The sequence below is a fragment of the Microbacterium sp. CCNWLW41 genome (assembly GCF_037083505.1).
Genome location: NZ_JBAOJP010000001.1, coordinates 16,303 through 35,195, shown reverse-complemented (window position 1 = coordinate 35,195; position 18,893 = coordinate 16,303). Strand labels below are relative to the sequence as shown.

The following is an 18,893-nucleotide window of genomic DNA, read 5'->3' as shown; positions in this document are numbered from 1 at the left end:
GTTCGAGTGGCGGGTGGTGCGGTGAGCCGACTTCGGTCGGCGGCGGTCAGCGGGGCTCGAGCCTCGCGCGAGGATCGGCGAACACGGTGAAGGCGAGCGACGTCAGGTCTCCCGCGTCGCGGGCGGCACGGCGGGCGGCCAGGACCGCCTCGCCGAGCGTGGCGTGCTCGCGCAGCGTCTGCTCGTAGAAGGTGCGCACGAAGGCGGCGGTGACGTCGTCGCGGACGGCCCACGAGCACCCGATGAAGACGCCGACGCCGCCGCGCAGGAACGCTTCGGCGAAGCCGCCCAGCCCGGTCGCCCCCGACCGCAGCCGGCCGACGTCGCACGCGCTCAGGAAGACGAACGGGGCGGATGCCGTGGCCTGCACGCCGTCGGGTTCGGGGAGGTCCCGCCGCGCATCCGAGTCGGTGTATGCGCCGGAGCCGTCGTCGTCCTCCGACCAGGTGGCGAAGGCGATCTCCTGGCCGAGCGGGGCCGCGTCGCGCCAGCGGCCGTGGCCGGCGAAGTGGAGCAGATCGAAGCCGCCGGTGATGGCATCCCGCAGCTGGGCGGGATCCGAGGCGGAGCGGGGCGCGGTGGCGAGGAGAGTGCCGAGCGCCGACACCTCCTCGCCCGCACGCGGCAGGCGGTAATCCGGATTGACGTACTCCGGCGCTATCGCCAGGACCCGGCCGGCATCCACAGGGACCACGGTCGGCCGCGGCGTCCCGTACATCCAGCGCATGAGCCCGAGGTCGCCGAGGAAGTACCGGTCGGGGTCGGGGCGCTGCGTCCCCACCGGCACCAGGTGGACGATCTCCCACGGGATGTCGAGCTCCCCCGAGGTCTGCAGCACCACCTGCGAGAGGCGGCGGCGCTTGCGCCACAGCAGTTCGTTGATCTCGTCGCCGAGGAGCTCCTCGGCGATCCTGGCGCCGAGCGAGCGCACTTCGCGCCGGACGGTCTCGGCGGCCTCGTCCGGGTCGTCCTCGGCCTCGGCCACGAACTCGCGGCGGATCCGCGCGAGCTCCGCGTACACGCCCTCCACGTAGGCCGGCTTGTCGTCCAGGCGGACGACGTGCCGCTTCACCGTCCGCCCGATCTTCGCCGTGATGGCCAGCTCCGACCTGCCGCGCGAGATGGTCTCGTCCACGGCGATGGTGGGGAGGTCGGCGATCTCGCGGGGCGGGACGGCGACGGATGACTCGACCAGCCGTGGATCCGGCGCCGGGTCGTCGGGCGCCTCGTCGGCCGGCAGGATCGCGGCGCTCACCGCGAGCACCGCCAGCGGGGTGACGCCCGGCGGCTGCGTGAAGGTGACGGTGATGTGGCCGCGCCCGGGCTCCTCCGGGACCAGCCGGAACACCAGCCGGCGCGGCTCGTCGGCGCTCGAGGGCAACGTCGTCGTGACGACGGCCGGGGTGCCGTCCGCGAACGCGAAGCCCCGCAGCTGCACGCCCACCTCGATGTCCCGCGAGGGGTCGAAGCGGGCCGTGGCCTTCTTGCGCGAGGTGCCTCTCGTCGGTGCGAGCTCGGTGAGCGACAGCCGCACGACGGCGTCGAACGCGACACCCTCGACGACCTGCGCGGGAACCTCGGCGTCGACGAACGCCGGCACCGGCTCTGCGCCGTCGAGCGAGCCGGCGGGAGCGGTGCCGCCGCCCGACACGGTCCGGCCGGGCGGCGGCGCCATCGCGGGCGGTGCCGGCGCGGGCGGCGCCGACGGCGCGGGCAGCAGGTCGGGCGGGGGAGCGAGTCCGGGGGAGCGGCTGCCGACCCCGCGGCCGCCGATGCCGCCGCCTTCGAACTCCCCGTCGGGGGTGAACTCCTCGTCGGGCGCGAACTCCGGCACCTCGTGCATCGCCGGCGGCGGCGGGGGCTCGGCGGCGGACTCCGGGCCACCGCCCATCCCCATCCCGCCGCTGTCGACGTCCGCTTCGAGCCTGCTCATCGCGCCCTCGGATGCGCCGGCGACGACGGTCAGGTGGATCACCTCGCCGGCCTCCACCGCGAGCTCGACGGCGAAGACGTCCTCGCGCGGCGCCAGGGGGAGGAACCGCGCTCTCCCGCCCTGCACCACGATGGCGGCGTAGCGGAAGTGGTCCGACCCGCGCACGCGGACCGTCACCGTGCCGCCGGTGAGCCCGCGCACCGTGGCGTCGGCCAGCGTCGTGATCCCGCGATGGTCGGGTGCGGCATCCGGGTGCGGCTGGACGTGCGCCGCCACGGCGTCGGCATCGCCTGCGACGTCGACGACGGCGCGCGGCGCATCCGGAATCAGAGCCATCTCGACCCCCTCGCTCCGGCACCCGATTCCCCACGAGCGCCGTCACCCCTGCGATCCGAGGAGCGCAGTCGGTGCACAGCATACGAGCACGCTCCCTGACGCACCAGAGTCCCCGGAACGCGCGGCTGATACACCGGGAGAGCGGATGCCGCCACCGCGAGGGATGCGGCATCCGGCCTACCAGGCCTGCAGCCTGTCGGCGACGGCCTGGAACTCCTCCTCCGACAGCGCGAGCTGCACCGCCTCGGCCACCGTCAGCTCGGCGCCGGCGGCCTCGCCCGCAGCCACGCTCTGCGGGTCGCGCCCGCGGAGGATCTCGAGATACGGCGTGTGGACGGTGAACGCCTCGACGTCGAAGATGCCGATGCGCCGCCGGATCTCGCCGGCGGCGACCGCGAGCGCCGCGGCGCGCCATGCCTCGCCGTGGGCGGCGGCGACGGCGCAGACGCCTTCGAGCCCGTAGGCGACGCCCTCCTCGTAGTGGAGCCCGACGGAGACCAGCAGCGTGTGCACGAACTCGCGCTCGGCCTCCTCGATGCGGCCGAGCTGGAAGTTGAGCCGGGCGCGGAGATTGCCCGCCACGGACGTCGTGAACAGGTCGCTGCCTGCCTCGGCCACCGCGGTCGCGCGGTCGAAGTGCGCGCGGGCGTCGTCCGCGGCGCCCCGCACCCACGAGATGCGGCCGAGCGAGACCTCCGTGATCGCCTCCGCCCACGTGTTGCCGCGCTCGCGAAGCGTCACGACCGCCTGCTGGAGCTCGGACTCGGCCTTGTCGGCGTCGAGCGGGGAGAACTGCACGCGCGCTGTCGCCCGGGCCGCGAGCGCCATCGCGGCGGCATCCTCGTCCCCGGACTCGGTGAACAGCCGCACGCACTCGCCCAGTCCCGCGACCACCTGCTCGCTGGGTCGCTGCCACATCTCGCCCCACAGGGCGAAGAACCACGCGATCGCCCGCGTGTGCGGTGTGATCGGCCGCTCGTGCTGCTTCTCGAGCAGCTCCAGCATCCACACCCTCACCTCGGCGAAGAATCCCGAGATCCACCAGTAGATCAGCAGGCTCCACGCGAAGTCGCCGGCGTCGTCGAGGCGGTCCGTGTACACGAGGTGCCGGACGGCCGCGCGGAGGTTCGGCAGCTCGAGCCCCAGCCGCGCGACCGCTTCGGCCTGCCCGGGGCCGCCGAGGTCGGGCGCGATGCGCGCGACGAGGGCGCGGTAGTGGTCGGCGTGGGCGCGTCGCACCTCGTCGGCGTCGCCGCGCTCCTTCAGGCGGCCGACGGCGTACTCGCGGACGATCGCCAGCAGCGAGAACACGCGGCGTCCGCCCAGCTCCGCCTGCTGGACGAGGGAGGCGTCGACCAGCGAGGCCAGCGCATCGAGCGCCTCGCCGTCCCAGGAGCGGCCGGCGCCCAGCGCCTCGACCGCCTCCAGCGTGAACCGGGTCGCGAACACGCCGAGATCCTCCAGGAGCGCGCGCTGCGCGTCGGGGAGCAGGCTCACGCTCCAGTCGATCGTCGCTCGCATCGTGCGGTGCCGTTCGGGCAGGTCGCGCACGGCCGCGGTGAGCAGCGGCAGGCTCTGCTCCAGGCGTGAGGCGATGCCGGCGGGGCTGAGGATGCGCACCTTCGCCGCCGCGAGCTCGATCGCCAGCGGCAGTCCCTCCAGCCGGCGGCAGATGTCGGCGAGGTCGTTCGCGTTGGCGGGGGTGACGTCGAAGTGGGGGTCGATCGCGCGGGCCCGGTCGACGAACAGCGAGACCGCCGCCGTGCGCGTGGTCCGGTCCAGGCTCGCGGGGCGGTCGGCGGCCGGCGTCGTCAGCGGGGGCACCTCGTAGACGCGCTCGCCGCGGATCCGCAGCACGATGCGACTGGTGACGAGGAAGGTCGCCGTCGGGGCGACGGTGTACAGCCGCACCAGGACGGGTGCGGCAGCCACGATCTGCTCGAAGTTGTCGAGCACGATCAGCACGTGCCGGTCCTCGAGCGCGAGTGCGATGCGCTCCTCGAGCGCGGTCTCGCCGTTGTCGCGGATGCCGAGGTAGTAGGCGATCGTCGGGAGCAGCAGTCCGGGCTCGAGCACGCCCTCCAGCAGGGCGAAGTACACCCCGTCGGGGAACAGGTCCGCGCACGCGAGCGCGGACTCGATCGCCAGCCTGCTCTTGCCGATGCCGCCGGGCCCGATGAGGCTCACGACGCGATCGCTCCCCCGCGAGAGCAGCGTGCGCACCGCGTCGATGTCGTCCTCGCGCCCGATGGTCGTCGTGTACGGCACGGGCACCCGCCCGACGAGGTTCGGCCGGGAATCCGGCTCGGAGGTCACCGGCGCCTTCGACTCGTCGAAGCGTTCGGCCAGGAGCATGGCGAGGTCGCCGGCGACCTGGTCTTCGAGGTCCTGGGCGGAGTGGAAGTGGAGGTAGGCGGCGGTGTCGTCGGCCTGGATGCGGGAGATGAGGTCTTTGAGTCGGTCGTCGCGGGTGTCGGTGTCTTTGACGTAGATGAGCTTGGGCATGCCGCGGGGGGCGAGGTTGTATTCGTCTTCGAGTCCGGAGACGTTCTCGTCGGGGGCGACCCAGCCGTAGCTGTCGCCGTAGATGCCGACGAACACGTCGCTCTGGGCGAGGTAGGAGCGGTAGAGGTCGCGGGGCGGGTGGGGCCTTGCGCCGAGCTCGAACATGACCGGCGCCAGGCGCAGCCGTTCGATCGCGGACCGCACTGCTTCGCGCTCCTCCGCGAGCTCGCGCAGCGTCGAGCTCACGAACACCCGGATCCGCTGATCGGGCGTGCGGATCACCGGATGCTGCTGCCCGCTCGTCACCACGACGGCACCTTCTGCGCGACGCGCGCGTCGGCATCGGGGATCGCGATCGCGATGGCGTCGGCGAGGGTCATCTCCCTTCCCGCCTGCTCGCCCGCCTCGACGCTCGCAGGGTCGGCCTCGCGGAGCGCCGCGAGCGGCTCGAGGTGTATGGCGAACCCGGCGATGTCGTAGATGCCGGTCGACTCGCGGATCGTCTCGGCCACCGCCGCGAGGGCGCCGGCACGCCAGCCGTCGCCGTGGACCGCCGCCACGGCGCACATCCCCTCGATCCCGTACGTGGCGCCGTCGACGAAGTGCAGCCGGATCGACAGCGAGAGCGTGAGGATGAACTCCTCCTCGGCGGCATCCCGCTCGCCGAGGAGGAACCGCAGGCGCGCGCGGTTGTTGCCGGACACGACGCGCGTGAAGGCGTCGTCGGCGGCATCTGCGATCTCCACGGCCCGATCGAAGTGCCTCATGCCCTCCGGTATGTCGCCGACCACGATGCCGAGCTGGCCGAGAACCGTCTCCGCCAGGGACTCCGCCCAGCTGTCCCCCACGGCGTGCAGCGTGGTGATCGCGTCGTGCAGCTCGCCACGTGCGACCTCGGGATCCAGGTCGGGGAACTGCATCCGCGTGGACGCCCGCGCGGCGAGGGCCATGGCGGCGGACTGCTCGTCGCCTGACTCCAGGAACAGCCGCACCGACTCGCCGAGCCCGTCGACCACCTGGTCGCTCGGGCGCTGCCACATTCCCGCCCACAGCGGGAAGAACATGGCGATCGCGCGGGTGCGGGGCGTGATGGGAAGCTGTGCGGCCATCAGCTCCTGCATCCACAGCCCGACGTCGGCGAAGAAGCCGCAGATCCACCAGTACGCCAGGAGCGTCCACGCGAAGTCGCCGGCGTCGTCCAGCCGTCCCGCCTGGACGAGGTGGCGGGCCGCCGCACGGAGGTTCGAGACCTCGAGCCCGAGGTCGGCGACGGCGGCGATCTGCTCGGAGCCGCGCAGCCGCGGCGCGATCCGCTTCACGAGGTCGAGGTAGTAGTCCGCATGGGCGTTGCGCATCTCGTCCGCGGCCCCGCGGGACTCGAGGAGGTCGACGGCGTACTCGCGGACGATCACCAGCAGGGAGAACACCGTCCGGCCTCCGGATTCGACCCGCTGGACGAGCGAGGCGTCGATGAGGGCGGCCAGCGTCTCGATAGCCTGCTCTCCCCACGAGCGCCCCGCGCCCAGTGCCTCGACCGCCTCGAGGGTGAAGCGCGCGGCGAAGACCCCGAGGTCCTCGAGCATCGCGCGCTGCTCGGCATCGAGCAGCCCGACGCTCCAGTCGATGGTGGCCCGCATCGTGCGATGCCGGTCGGGCAAGTCGCGCACCGACGTCGACAGCAGCGGCAGGCTCCGCCCGAGACGCTCGGCGATGTCGTGCGGCGAGAGCAGCCGGATCTTGGCCGCCGTCAGCTCGATCGCCAGCGGCAGGCCCTCCAGCCGCCGGCAGATCTCGATGACGTCGGCCGCGTTGTCCGTGGTCAGCGTGAAGCCGGGGAGCGCCACTGCGGCCCGCTCCGCGAAGAGCTGACAGGCGGCGGATGCCTCGGCCTGGGCCAGCGTCGCCGGCACGTCCTCGCGCGGCGTCTCCAGCGCCTCCACCTCGAACACCCGCTCGCCCCGGATGCGCAGGACCGTCCGGCTGGTGACCAGGAAGCAGGCGCGAGGCGCGAGCGTATAGAGGCGCACGAGCACCGGCGCCTCCTCGACGATCTGCTCGAAGTTGTCGAGCACGATCAGCACGTGCCGGTCGGCGACCGCCTGGGCGATGCGCTCCTCGAGCGCAGCGGCGCCGGTGTCGCGGACGCCGAGCACGTAGGCGATCGTCGGAAGCAGCAGCCCCGGCTCGAGGACGCTCTCCAGCGGCACGAAGTACACCCCGTCGGGGAAGAGGTCGGCGTTGGCGTGCGACGCCTCGATCGCGAGGCGGCTCTTGCCGATGCCTCCCGGGCCGATGAGGCTCACCACCCGATGCAGGCCGCCCGCCAGGAGGGCCCGGATCTCGGCGAGCTCGCCCCCTCGTCCGATCGTCTCGGTGTACGGCGCGGGCACGCGGGCGGCGAGCGGGGCGGTGGACACGCTGATCGGCTCCGGCCTGCGGGACTGATCGAAGCGTTCGGCCAGGAGCATGGCGAGGTCGCCGGCGACCTGGTCTTCGAGGTCCTGGGCGGAGTGGAAGTGGAGGTAGGCGGCGGTGTCGTCGGCCTGGATGCGGGAGATGAGGTCTTTGAGTCGGTCGTCGCGGGTGTCGGTGTCTTTGACGTAGATGAGCTTGGGCATGCCGCGGGGGGCGAGGTTGTATTCGTCTTCGAGTCCGGAGACGTTCTCGTCGGGGGCGACCCAGCCGTAGCTGTCGCCGTAGATGCCGACGAACACGTCGCTCTGGGCGAGGTAGGAGCGGTAGAGGTCGCGGGGCGGGTGGGGCCTGGCGCCCAGCTCGAACATGACCGGCGCCAGGCGCAGTCGTTCGATCGCCGACCGCACTGCTTCGCGCTCCTCCGCGAGCTCGCGCAGCGTCGAGCTCACGAACACCCGGATCCGCTGGTCGGGCGTGCGGATCACGGGGTGTTCCACCCCAGTCATGTGCATATATTGGCCCCATCCGGGGGAATGCGCCATCACTCGGTGTGCGCAGCGCTCCCGACCACCACCGCTTCGCCCCCGCTGCGGCACTCTTCCGCTCTGGTGGGGCGAGGAGTAGGGTGCGGCGGGACGGCGCCGATGGGGAGGCCGTCCGCCCGCGCAGGGGTTCGTCGGGCGTCACCACTGGGAGGGGAATTCGATGAGGAAGACTTTGGCATGCGCCGTCATGGCGCTCGGGCTCGTGCTCGGCAGCGGCGGGGCCGCGATGGCGGGCGAGGTGAACGGCAACGGGGAAGAGACTCCGATCGCGGGGCACGACACGCCGGCCTCGATCTGCGCGTTCTCCGGACTGGACACCGCCGACTCGATCGAGGGTGTCATCCCGTTCCCGGACGACATCCTCGCGTTGCGGGGCAATCAGTCGCCCGCGGGCGTGGATCGCCACCACGGCGTGCAGAACTACGGGATGTTCCAGCGCCCGCTGTCCAAGGAGCTGGGCATCGACCAACTCGTGCCCTCGCCGAGCGAGGAGTGCGGAGGCGGTCACTAGAGCACGACGCCGGTCGACGCCGGCTCGTCACGGCCGCTCCCGCACTGCCGCGGGGGCGGCCGTCGGCGTTCTGCGGCCTTATACCGCAGCATCCGGAAGTTTTCAAGAATCTGACTGGACACGGCGCGTCATGCGACGTATAGTTGGTCTTTGCGCTCTTGGATTCCCCCTGCCCTCATATGGTGGTCGGCTGTGCCTGCGCCCCCTCTCGTTCACGTGAGGAGTGCCGCGCGGGCTTCGGGGACGACTGAGCACTCCACCTGACGACAAGGAAACGAGCCCGACACGGGCCCACGGAGGTAATCCCCTTGGCTGCTGCGCGCAACGCATCCAACCCCACCACCACCCCTAAGAACGGACGCGGAGCATCCCGCCTCTCGTTCGCCAAGATCTCCGACACGCTGACGGTCCCCGACCTTCTCGCGCTGCAGACAGAGTCCTTCGACTGGCTCGTCGGCAACGAGGCCTGGAAGGCCCGTGTCGCCGAGGCGAAGGCCGCCGGCCGCACCGACGTCCCCGAGGTCTCTGGACTCGAGGAGATCTTCGAGGAGATCTCGCCGATCGAGGATCTGAGCGAGACGATGCAGCTCTCGTTCACGAACCCGTACCTCGAGCCCGAGAAGTACTCCATCGAGGAGTGCAAGGAGCGCGGCAAGACCTACGCGGCCCCGCTCTACGTCGAGGCCGAGTTCATGAACCACCAGACCGGTGAGATCAAGACCCAGACGGTCTTCATGGGCGACTTCCCGCTCCAGACCGACAAGGGCACGTTCATCATCAACGGAACCGAGCGCGTCGTCGTGTCGCAGCTCGTCCGTTCGCCCGGCGTCTACTTCGACAAGACCCCCGACAAGACGTCCGACAAGGACATCGTGTCGGCGCGCGTCATCCCGTCCCGCGGCGCCTGGCTCGAGTTCGAGATCGACAAGCGCGACCAGGTCGGCGTCCGCATCGACCGCAAGCGCAAGCAGTCGGTGACGGTGTTCCTCAAGGCCCTCGGCCTCACCAGCGAGGACATCCTCGCCGAGTTCGCCGGCTTCGACTCGATCGAGGAGACGCTCTCGAAGGACACGATCCTCACCAAGGAGGACGCGCTCCGCGACATCTACCGCAAGCTCCGTCCGGGCGAGCAGGTCGCCGCCGAGGCCGCCCGCGCGCTGCTGGACAACTTCTACTTCAACCCGAAGCGCTACGACCTCGCCAAGGTCGGCCGGTACAAGATCAACCACAAGCTCGGTGTCGACAAGCCGCTCACCGACTCGGTGCTGACGGTCGACGACATCGTCGCGACGATCAAGTACCTCGTCCGCCTGCACCGCGGCGATGTGACCTTCGACGGCGTGCGCGGTGGCAAGCAGGCGGAGATCCGCCTCGACATCGACGACATCGACAACTTCGGCAACCGTCGCATCCGCGCGGTCGGCGAGCTGATCCAGAACCAGGTCCGCACGGGTCTGTCGCGCATGGAGCGCGTCGTCCGCGAGCGCATGACCACGCAGGACATCGAGGCGATCACGCCGCAGACCCTGATCAACGTCCGCCCCGTCGTGGCCGCGATCAAGGAGTTCTTCGGAACCTCGCAGCTGTCGCAGTTCATGGACCAGAACAACCCGCTCGCGGGTCTGACCCACAAGCGCCGCCTGTCGGCGCTCGGCCCCGGCGGTCTGTCGCGTGAGCGCGCGGGCGTCGAGGTCCGTGACGTCCACCCGTCGCACTACGGCCGCATGTGCCCGATCGAGACCCCGGAAGGCCCGAACATCGGCCTGATCGGCTCGCTCGCCTCGTTCGCGCGCATCAACGCGTTCGGCTTCATCGAGACGCCGTACCGCCGTGTCGTGGACGGCAAGGTCACCGACCAGATCGACTACCTGACCGCCTCCGAGGAGAGCGACTACATCGTCGCGCAGGCCGGCGTCGAGCTGAAGGCCGACGGCGGCTTCGCGCAGGACCGCGTCCTCGCCCGTCGCGGCCAGGGCGGCGAGGTCGACCTGTTCCACGCCGAGGAGATCGGCTACATGGACGTCTCGCCGCGCCAGATGGTGTCGGTCGCGACCTCGCTCATCCCCTTCCTCGAGCACGACGACGCCAACCGCGCGCTCATGGGTGCCAACATGCAGCGCCAGGCCGTGCCGCTGCTGCGCTCGGAGTCGCCGGTGGTCGGCACGGGCATGGAGGGCTTCGCAGCCATCGACGCCGGTGACGTCGTGATCGCCGACAAGGCCGGTGTGGTCGTCGAGGTCTCGGCGGACGTCGTGACGGTGCAGCTGGATGAGGGCGGCACGCAGGATTACTTCCTGCGCAAGTTCGACCGCTCGAACCAGGGCACCTCGTACAACCAGCGCGTCGTGGTCTCGGCCGGCGAGCGCGTCGAGGCCGGCGAGGTCATCGCCGACGGTCCCGCGACCGAGGACGGCGAGCTCGCCCTCGGCAAGAACCTCCTCGTGGCGTTCATGACGTGGGAGGGCCACAACTTCGAGGACGCCATCATCCTCAGCCAGGACCTCGTGAAGGACGACACCCTCTCCTCGATCCACATCGAGGAGTACGAGGTCGACGCCCGCGACACGAAGCTGGGCAAGGAGGAGATCACGCGTGACCTCCCCAACGTGAGCCCGGATCTGCTGAAGGACCTCGACGAGCGCGGCATCATCCGCATCGGCGCCGAGGTGCGTCCCGGCGACATCCTCGTGGGCAAGGTCACGCCGAAGGGCGAGACGGAGCTCTCGGCCGAGGAGCGCCTGCTCCGCGCGATCTTCAACGAGAAGAGCCGCGAGGTCCGCGACACGTCCCTGAAGGTGCCTCACGGCGAGCAGGGCACGATCATCGCCGTCAAGGAGTTCAACGCGGAGGACGGCGACGACGAGCTCGGCTCGGGCGTCAACCGCCGCGTCGTGGTCTACATCGCCCAGAAGCGCAAGATCACCGAGGGCGACAAGCTCGCCGGCCGCCACGGCAACAAGGGCGTCATCGCGAAGATCCTCCCCGTCGAGGACATGCCGTTCCTCGCGGACGGCACGCCGGTCCAGGTCATCCTGAACCCGCTCGGCATCCCCGGCCGCATGAACTTCGGCCAGGTGCTCGAGACCCACCTCGGATGGGTCGCGAAGCAGGGCTGGAAGGTCGAGGGCAACCCCGAGTGGGCGGCACGCCTGCCCGAGGGCGCGCGCGAGGCCGCTCCCGGCACCAAGGTCGCCACGCCGGTGTTCGACGGCGCGTTCGAGGAGGAGATCGCGGGTCTGCTCGACTCGACGAACCTCACCCGCGACGGCGAGCGCCTGATCGACTCGTCGGGCAAGACGCAGCTGTTCGACGGCCGCTCCGGCGAGCCGTTCCCGGCTCCCATCTCGGTCGGCTACATGTACATCCTGAAGCTGCACCACCTCGTCGACGACAAGATCCACGCGCGTTCGACGGGCCCGTACTCGATGATCACCCAGCAGCCGCTCGGTGGTAAGGCGCAGTTCGGCGGTCAGCGCTTCGGTGAGATGGAGGTGTGGGCGCTCGAGGCCTACGGCGCCGCATACGCGCTCCAGGAGCTCCTCACGATCAAGTCCGACGACATCCTCGGCCGCGTCAAGGTCTACGAGGCGATCGTCAAGGGCGAGAACATCCAGGAGCCCGGCATCCCCGAGTCGTTCAAGGTGCTCATGAAGGAGATGCAGTCGCTCTGCCTGAACGTCGAGGTCCTCTCGGCCGACGGCTCGTCGGTCAACCTCCGCGACACCGACGACGAGGCGTTCCGCGCCGCCGAAGAGCTCGGCATCAACATCTCCAGCCGCTTCGAGTCGTCGTCGATCGACGAGATCTAAGCGCGCCAGGTAACGAACGAATTTCCGACACAGGAGAACCAGTGCTCGAATCAACCACTTTCGATCAGCTTCGCATCGGCCTGGCCACAGCCGACGACATCCGTCGTTGGTCCTACGGTGAGGTCAAGAAGCCCGAGACCATCAACTACCGCACCCTGAAGCCCGAGAAGGACGGCCTCTTCGGAGAGCAGATCTTCGGCCCCTCCCGTGACTGGGAGTGCGCGTGCGGCAAGTACAAGCGCGTCCGCTTCAAGGGCATCGTGTGCGAGCGCTGCGGCGTCGAGGTCACCAAGTCCTCGGTGCGCCGCGAGCGCATGGGTCACATCGAGCTGGCTGCGCCCGTCACGCACATCTGGTACTTCAAGGGCGTGCCCTCGCGCCTCGGGTACCTGCTCGACATGGCGCCGAAGGACCTCGAGAAGGTCATCTACTTCGCCGCGTACATGGTGATCTCGGTCGACGAGGAGGCGCGCCACCGCGACCTCGCGACGCAGGAGAGCAACATCCGCCTCGAGCTGAAGACGCTCGCCGACCGCCGCGACGCGCGTGTGGCCGCCCGCCTCCAGAAGCTGGAGGAGGAGCTCGCCGCGCTCGAGGAGGAAGGCGCCAAGGCCGACCAGAAGAAGAAGGTCAAGGACGCCGCCGAGAAGGAGATGGCCGCCATCCGCAAGAACGCGGATGACCAGGTCACGCGTCTCGAGAAGGTGTGGGACGACTTCCGCAACCTCGAGGTCGGCCAGCTCAAGGGCGAGGACGAGATCTTCCACGAGCTGCAGGACCGCTTCGGTCAGTACTTCGAGGCCCACATGGGCGCGGAGTCGATCAAGCGCCGCCTCGAGAGCTTCGACCTGCAGGCAGAGGCCGACAGTCTCCACCTGCAGATCTCGGAGGGCAAGGGCCAGCGCAAGATCCGTGCGATCAAGCGCCTGAAGGTCGTCAACTCGTTCCTGGCGACGGGCATGAGCCCCGCCTCGATGGTGCTCGACGTCGTCCCGGTGATCCCGCCGGAGCTGCGCCCGATGGTGCAGCTGGACGGTGGTCGCTTCGCGACCTCCGACCTCAACGACCTCTACCGTCGCGTGATCAACCGCAACAACCGCCTCCGTCGCCTGATCGACCTCGGTGCCCCCGAGATCATCGTCAACAACGAGAAGCGCATGCTGCAGGAGGCCGTCGACGCGCTGTTCGACAACGGCCGCCGCGGCCGCCCGGTCACGGGCACGGGCAACCGTGCGCTGAAGTCGCTGTCCGACATGCTCAAGGGCAAGCAGGGCCGATTCCGTCAGAACCTGCTCGGCAAGCGCGTGGACTACTCGGGCCGTTCGGTCATCATCGTCGGCCCGCAGCTCAAGCTCCACCAGTGCGGTCTGCCCAAGCAGATGGCGCTCGAGCTGTTCAAGCCGTTCGTGATCAAGCGCCTGATCGACCTCGGTCACTCGCAGAACATCAAGGCGGCCAAGCGCGCCGTCGAGCGCACGCGTCCCGAGGTGTGGGACGTGCTCGAGGAGATCATCCGCGAGCGCCCCGTGCTCCTCAACCGCGCACCGACGCTCCACCGCCTCGGCATCCAGGCCTTCGAGCCGCAGCTCGTCGAGGGCAAGGCCATCCAGCTGCACCCGCTCGTCTGCGCCGCGTTCAACGCGGACTTCGACGGCGACCAGATGGCCGTGCACCTGCCGCTGTCGGTCGAGGCCCAGGCCGAGGCCCGCATCCTGATGCTCGCCTCGAACAACATCCTCAAGCCGTCGGACGGCCGCCCGGTCACCCTGCCTTCGCAGGACATGATCATCGGCCTGCACCACCTGACCACGGTCAAGGAGGGCGCCGCCGGTGAGGGCCGCGTGTTCGGGTCGGTCGGCGAGGCCATCCTGGCCAAGGACGAGGGCACCCTCGACCTGCAGGCGAAGGTCCGCATCCGCATCCCGGGTCTGGCCTTCCTCGAGGGCGAGGCTCCCGAGGGCTACGAGCGCCACGGTCTCGTGGACGCCTCGCTCGGCCAGGCGATCTTCAACGACACGCTCCCCAAGGGCTACCCGTTCGTGCGCGAGCAGGCGGACAAGGGCAAGCTGTCGCAGATCGTGAACAAGCTGGCCGAGGAGTACCCGAAGGTGGAGGTCGCGGCATCCCTCGACCGCATCAAGGACGCCGGCTTCTACTGGGCCACGCGCTCGGGTGTGACCGTCGCGCTGAGCGACATCCTCACGCCGCCGAACAAGGCCGAGATCGTCGCGGGCTACGAGAAGCAGGCCGCGAAGGTCCAGGGTCAGTTCGAGAAGGGTCTCACCACCGACGCCGAGCGTCGTCAGGAGCTCATCAAGATCTGGACCGAGGCGACCGACGAGGTCCAGAAGGCCATGCGCGACAACTTCCCCGAGGACAACACCATCAACCGCATGGTGTCGTCGGGCGCCCGTGGTAACTGGCTGCAGATCCGCAACATCGCGGGTATGCGAGGCCTGGTGAACAACCCGAAGGGTGAGATCATCCCTCGTCCGATCATCTCCTCGTACCGCGAGGGTCTGTCGGTGGCGGAGTACTTCATCGCGACGCACGGTGCCCGCAAGGGTCTGGCCGACACGGCCCTCCGTACGGCCGACTCGGGCTACCTGACCCGTCGTCTCGTCGACGTCTCGCAGGATGTCATCATCCGCGAGGAGGACTGCGGCACGACCAAGGGCCTCGAGTTCACGATCGCGGCCTTCGACTCGACCGGCACCCTGGTGCGCGACGCGAACGTCGAGAACTCGGTGTTCGCCCGCACGCTGGCGGCGGACGCCACGAGCCCGTCGGGCGACGTCGTCGCCTCGGCCGGTGAGGACGTCGGCGACGTGCTCATCGACAAGCTCGTCGAGGCGGGCGTCGAGTCGATCAAGGTCCGCTCGGTGCTCACGTGCGACTCGGCCGTCGGTGTCTGCGCGAAGTGCTACGGCCGTTCGCTCGCGACCGGCAAGATCGTCGACATCGGCGAGGCGGTCGGCATCATCGCCGCCCAGTCGATCGGCGAGCCCGGCACGCAGCTGACGATGCGTACGTTCCACACCGGTGGTTCGGCGTCGGCAGACGACATCACGCAGGGTCTTCCCCGCGTGCAGGAGCTGTTCGAGGCCCGCACCCCGAAGGGCGCGTCGCCGATCGCCGAGGCCGACGGCCGCATCACGATCGACGAGACCGAGAAGTCGAAGAAGGTCATCCTCACGCCCGACAACGGCGACGAGCCGCACGTCTACCCGGTCCTCAAGCGCGCGACGCTTCTGGTCGAGGACGGTCAGCACGTCACCGTGGGTCAGCCGCTGCAGGTCGGCACGCTCGACCCCAAGGAGGTCATGCGCGTGCAGGGCGCCCGCGAGGTGCAGAAGTACCTCGTCAACGGCGTCCAGGGCGTGTACCGCTCGCAGGGTGTGCCGATCCACGACAAGCACATCGAGGTCATCGTCCGTCAGATGCTGCGCAAGGTCACCGTGGTCGACCACGGTGAGACCACGCTGCTCCCGGGCGAGCTGGTGGACTTCAAGCGCTACCAGAACATGAACCGCGAGGCCGTGGCCGAGGGCAAGCGCCCCGCGTCGGGTCGTCCCGAGCTGATGGGTATCACGAAGGCGTCGCTCGCGACGGAGTCGTGGCTGTCGGCCGCGTCGTTCCAGGAGACCACCCGCGTCCTCACGCAGGCGGCCATGGAGGGCAAGAGCGACCCGCTCGTCGGCCTCAAGGAGAACGTCATCATCGGAAAGCTCATCCCCGCCGGAACCGGGCTTGCGAAGTACCGCAACGTCTCGGTCGAGGCGACGGAGGAGGCGAAGTCCGAGCGGTACCCCAACCGCATCTTCGCCTCGGACGGCGCGTACACCGACGCCGACCTGAGCTACGTCGACTTCGACAGCTTCTCCACCGACGGTTTCACCACCGATTACAACTAGACGCGACTCGGGTCAATGCGAGCGCCAGCGAGCGTTGACGCGAGGCGGGTCTAGATCGAGTAGGCGCTCCAGCGCCGTATCGAGATCCGCGTCACCGAGGTGACAGACGAAGGGCCCCGGCATCAGCCGGGGCCCTTCGTCTGTCTCGGATCAGGACGGATGCCTCAGCCGAGGCCCTGTCCGGTCGGATACTGGGTCGTGGGCGTCTGCGAGCCGCTGGACCCGCCGCCGCCCACGTTCTCCTTGACCCGCGCCGCGGTGTGCTGGGCCTCGTCCTTGACGGTCTCGGCGGACGCGGTGGCGGACTCCTTGACCTCCTGCACGGCGTCCTTCGCCGGCTCCTTGAGGTTCTGGGCGACCTCCTGGGCCGCACCCTTGGCCTTGTCCACGGCCTTGTCGACGAACGGCTGCGCCTGGTCGCGCAGCTGGGTGCTCAAGCGCCGCTCGGCATCGGTCGCGGGGATGAGGCTCGCGATGAGGAACCCGAGGCCCGCGGTCACGAGGCCTGCCACGAGCGGCGTCCCCTGCGCGGACTGCCTGGCCTTGTGCGGGAGGTCCTTCACGGCGTCCCCCGCGGCGCCCAGCTTGTCGCCGACCGCGTGGCCGGTGGAGGACGCCGAGCCGCCGACGTCGTCGGCCACGCCCATGACGCGGCCCTTCACGTCGCCCAGCATCTGGCGCATCCGCGTCTTCTTCCGTTCGATGATCTTCGGGGGCGACACCTTGTCGGCGAGCGCGTCGACATCGCGTCCGAGCTCGTCGCGGGTCACCTCGATGTCGGCACGGATCTGTTCTGGGTTGCTCATCATCGGTTCTCCTGATTTCTCTTGAGCGCGTCGGGGATCTCCTTGACGGTCTCGACCGTCTGCGGAGCCCCTTGCACGGACTTCAGCCGGCTCCGCCCGACGGCGAAGAGGATCGCGGCCACGATCGCCCAGAGGACGGCGACGATGACCGCCGACCACCCGAGGCTGTCGATGAGGTCGCCGAGCCCCCACCAGAGGGCGATGCTGAGGAAGAGCACCGCCATGCTCCCGGCGTACCCGGCTCCCCCCATGAGGCCCGCGCCCTTGCCGGCACGCTTGGCCGACTCCGAGAGCTCGGCCTTGGCCAGCTCGAGCTCCTTGCGCATGAGGATGGAGAGGTCGCGCGAGACCTCGCCCACCAAGTCGCCCAGCGATGTCTCGGACGCCTTCTGCTGAGACGGCGTGGGCATGTCCGTCATCGTCGTTCCTCTCCCGTGGTGGACCACTGGTCGCCGGCGCCGCCGGTCACTGCCGGATCCGCACCCGCGGTCAGCGGGTCGCCGGTCAGCGGGTCGCTCGCGAGAGCGTCGCCGATCGGGGTGTCCCCCTCGAGGCCGGTGGCGCCCACGGTGCCTGCGCCGGCGGTGGCGCCGCCCAGGCCGGCCGATCCGGCGGGCACGCCCGTGACGAGAGCCGGCTGCCGGCCGGACGTCGTGCCGGCGGTGCCGGTGGTCCGGTCGCCGTCGCGGGCCTCGGAGACGAGCGCCCGGGTGAGGCGTCCGGCGATCACGCCCACCCCGACCGCGATGGTCAGGAACGCACCGGTGTGCCGGCGGGCGAACGAGCGCACCTCGTAGACGAGATCCTCGGGCTCGCGCTGCTCCAGCCAGTCGGCCACGCGGCGGGTCTGCTCGCCGACGGCGCGCACGGCGCTGGTCGCCATCCCGCCGGAGCCCGTCGCGGTGCCCGAGGCGAGTCCCTGGAGTTCGTCGCTCGTGCCGCGCAGCGCGCCCGCGGCGCGGCGCTGCTGGGTCGATGCCTGGTCGGACAGCTGCGCGCGGGTCTCGTCGAGGAATCCGCGTGCGGCGCGCTTGGTGTCGTGGGCCACGCCCTTGACCTCCTCGCCGGCCACACCGGCGACGTGCATCGCCCCTGCGTCCACTTCGGCGACGGTCTCGACGGCGCGCTCCTTCATGTCTCCCGAGCCCGCGGTGCCCTGGCCCGAGCTCGTGCTCCGGTTCGCGTACGGGTCGGTGTCGTAAGTCGACATGCTGCTCCTCCATCTCACGTGCGGCGTCGGGCCGGCTGCCTGCCGGTCCTGGGGGATCCGCCGTGGCGTATACCGTCCGTCGGATCGGTGCCCCGCGACGAGGGGGTGGTGACCTGGGGGGATGACGGGTATGCTGTGCCGCCCGCGCGCCGCCGCTCCGACCCGCGCTCGAGGCGGGCGAGGTCGACGGCGCGCTCGCCGATCCCGCCGCTGGTCAGGGCATCCTCGGGGCTCCTCGCGCGCCGCGCCGCGGCATCCGCGTCCCCGGCTTACCGTGGAGTCGAAAGGTGGGGTCCATGGCGCGCGTCGGTGGTCGCAACTCGTGGATCGCGGTGCCCGTGGGACTGCTGTGCGCCGCGGTGCTGGGCGTGCTGGTGTGGCTGTCGCTCCCGATGATCCCCGTGGCGGTCGCCTGGGTGGGCGACACGCTGCGCGCCGCGACGTCCCCGCAGCCGCAGGCCACCCCCGCGCTCACCCCTGCTCAGGAGGCCGCGGGCGGGGCCGCGATCGACTGCCGCACGCTGTACGCCGACGACCTGTGGAACGAGCTCATGTGGCGACCCGGGTCGCTCCTGGACCAGTCGGCTGCGCCGGCGGCCACGTCCGCGACGGCATTCGCCGATGCGGCGTCGCCCGAGGTGCTCGTGACCTGCACGTGGCGATTCGACGACGGCGAGATCGTCACGACGCTGGCGAAGATCGACCCAGAGGCCTCGTCGATCGCCGAGGCCGCGCTCTCGGGCGACGGCTACGCGTGCCGCGCGGGAGAGCAGCTGACCTGCACCCGCGAGGACGGTGCCGTCCTCGAGGAGCACACCCTCCGAGACGGGCTGTGGCTGGTCAGCGTCGCGTCCCGCTGGCACCCCGAGGACTACGGCCCGCGCCTGGACCGCACCGTGTGGGGATGAC

10 protein-coding genes are annotated in these 18,893 nt (G+C 70.3%); 4 read left to right on the top strand and 6 right to left on the bottom strand.

All coding sequences use genetic code 11. From position 1 onward, the window contains the following. Positions 1-46 precede the first annotated feature (46 nt). The 3 genes from V6R91_RS00100 to V6R91_RS00090 all read right to left on the bottom strand — a co-directional run bounded on the left by V6R91_RS00100 (position 47) and on the right by V6R91_RS00090 (position 7,695). On the bottom strand, positions 47-2,269 hold the full coding sequence (locus V6R91_RS00100) for a CHAT domain-containing protein (protein WP_336393563.1): 2,223 nt from the start codon (positions 2,267-2,269) through the stop codon (positions 47-49). 177 nt (positions 2,270-2,446) lie between these two features. After that, positions 2,447-5,083, bottom strand: a complete 2,637-nt coding sequence (locus tag V6R91_RS00095) for a DUF4062 domain-containing protein (RefSeq protein WP_336393562.1) — start codon at positions 5,081-5,083, stop codon at positions 2,447-2,449. Continuing rightward, entirely contained in the window at positions 5,077-7,695 is a 2,619-nt protein-coding gene (locus tag V6R91_RS00090) for a DUF4062 domain-containing protein (protein ID WP_336393561.1), read from the bottom strand. Before V6R91_RS00090 ends, V6R91_RS00095 begins: the two co-directional genes overlap by 7 nt. 199 nt (positions 7,696-7,894) lie before the next feature. On the opposite strand from V6R91_RS00090, the gene V6R91_RS00085 reads away from it, so the two are divergent. The 3 genes from V6R91_RS00085 (at position 7,895) to rpoC (ending at position 15,968) form a co-directional block, all read left to right on the top strand. Continuing rightward, positions 7,895-8,245, top strand: a complete 351-nt coding sequence (locus V6R91_RS00085) for a hypothetical protein (RefSeq protein ID WP_336393560.1) — start codon at positions 7,895-7,897, stop codon at positions 8,243-8,245. A gap of 308 nt (positions 8,246-8,553) precedes the next feature. Next, the gene (gene rpoB / locus V6R91_RS00080; protein WP_336393559.1) at positions 8,554-12,054 is read left to right on the top strand and encodes a DNA-directed RNA polymerase subunit beta; all 3,501 of its coding nucleotides are present in this window, start codon (positions 8,554-8,556) and stop codon (positions 12,052-12,054) included. 41 nt (positions 12,055-12,095) lie between these two features. Next, entirely contained in the window at positions 12,096-15,968 is a 3,873-nt protein-coding gene (gene rpoC, locus V6R91_RS00075; RefSeq protein WP_336393558.1) for a DNA-directed RNA polymerase subunit beta', read from the top strand. A 164-nt stretch (positions 15,969-16,132) separates the two neighbouring features. On the opposite strand, the gene V6R91_RS00070 is transcribed toward rpoC, so the two are convergent. From V6R91_RS00070 to V6R91_RS00060, 3 genes are read right to left on the bottom strand one after another with little or no spacing between them, the layout of a single operon-like run. Beyond that, on the bottom strand, positions 16,133-16,774 hold the full coding sequence (locus V6R91_RS00070; RefSeq protein WP_336393557.1) for a DUF3618 domain-containing protein: 642 nt from the start codon (positions 16,772-16,774) through the stop codon (positions 16,133-16,135). Continuing rightward, on the bottom strand, positions 16,774-17,193 hold the full coding sequence (locus V6R91_RS00065; protein ID WP_336393556.1) for a phage holin family protein: 420 nt from the start codon (positions 17,191-17,193) through the stop codon (positions 16,774-16,776). The genes V6R91_RS00070 and V6R91_RS00065 overlap by 1 nt, the downstream gene beginning before the upstream one ends. After that, entirely contained in the window at positions 17,190-17,984 is a 795-nt protein-coding gene (locus V6R91_RS00060; protein WP_336393555.1) for a hypothetical protein, read from the bottom strand. Before V6R91_RS00060 ends, V6R91_RS00065 begins: the two co-directional genes overlap by 4 nt. Positions 17,985-18,280: 296 nt before the next feature. On the opposite strand from V6R91_RS00060, the gene V6R91_RS00055 reads away from it, so the two are divergent. After that, positions 18,281-18,892 (top strand): hypothetical protein, encoded by a 612-nt coding sequence (locus V6R91_RS00055; RefSeq protein WP_336393554.1) that lies wholly within the window; start codon positions 18,281-18,283, stop codon positions 18,890-18,892. Position 18,893: the final 1 nt, after the last annotated feature.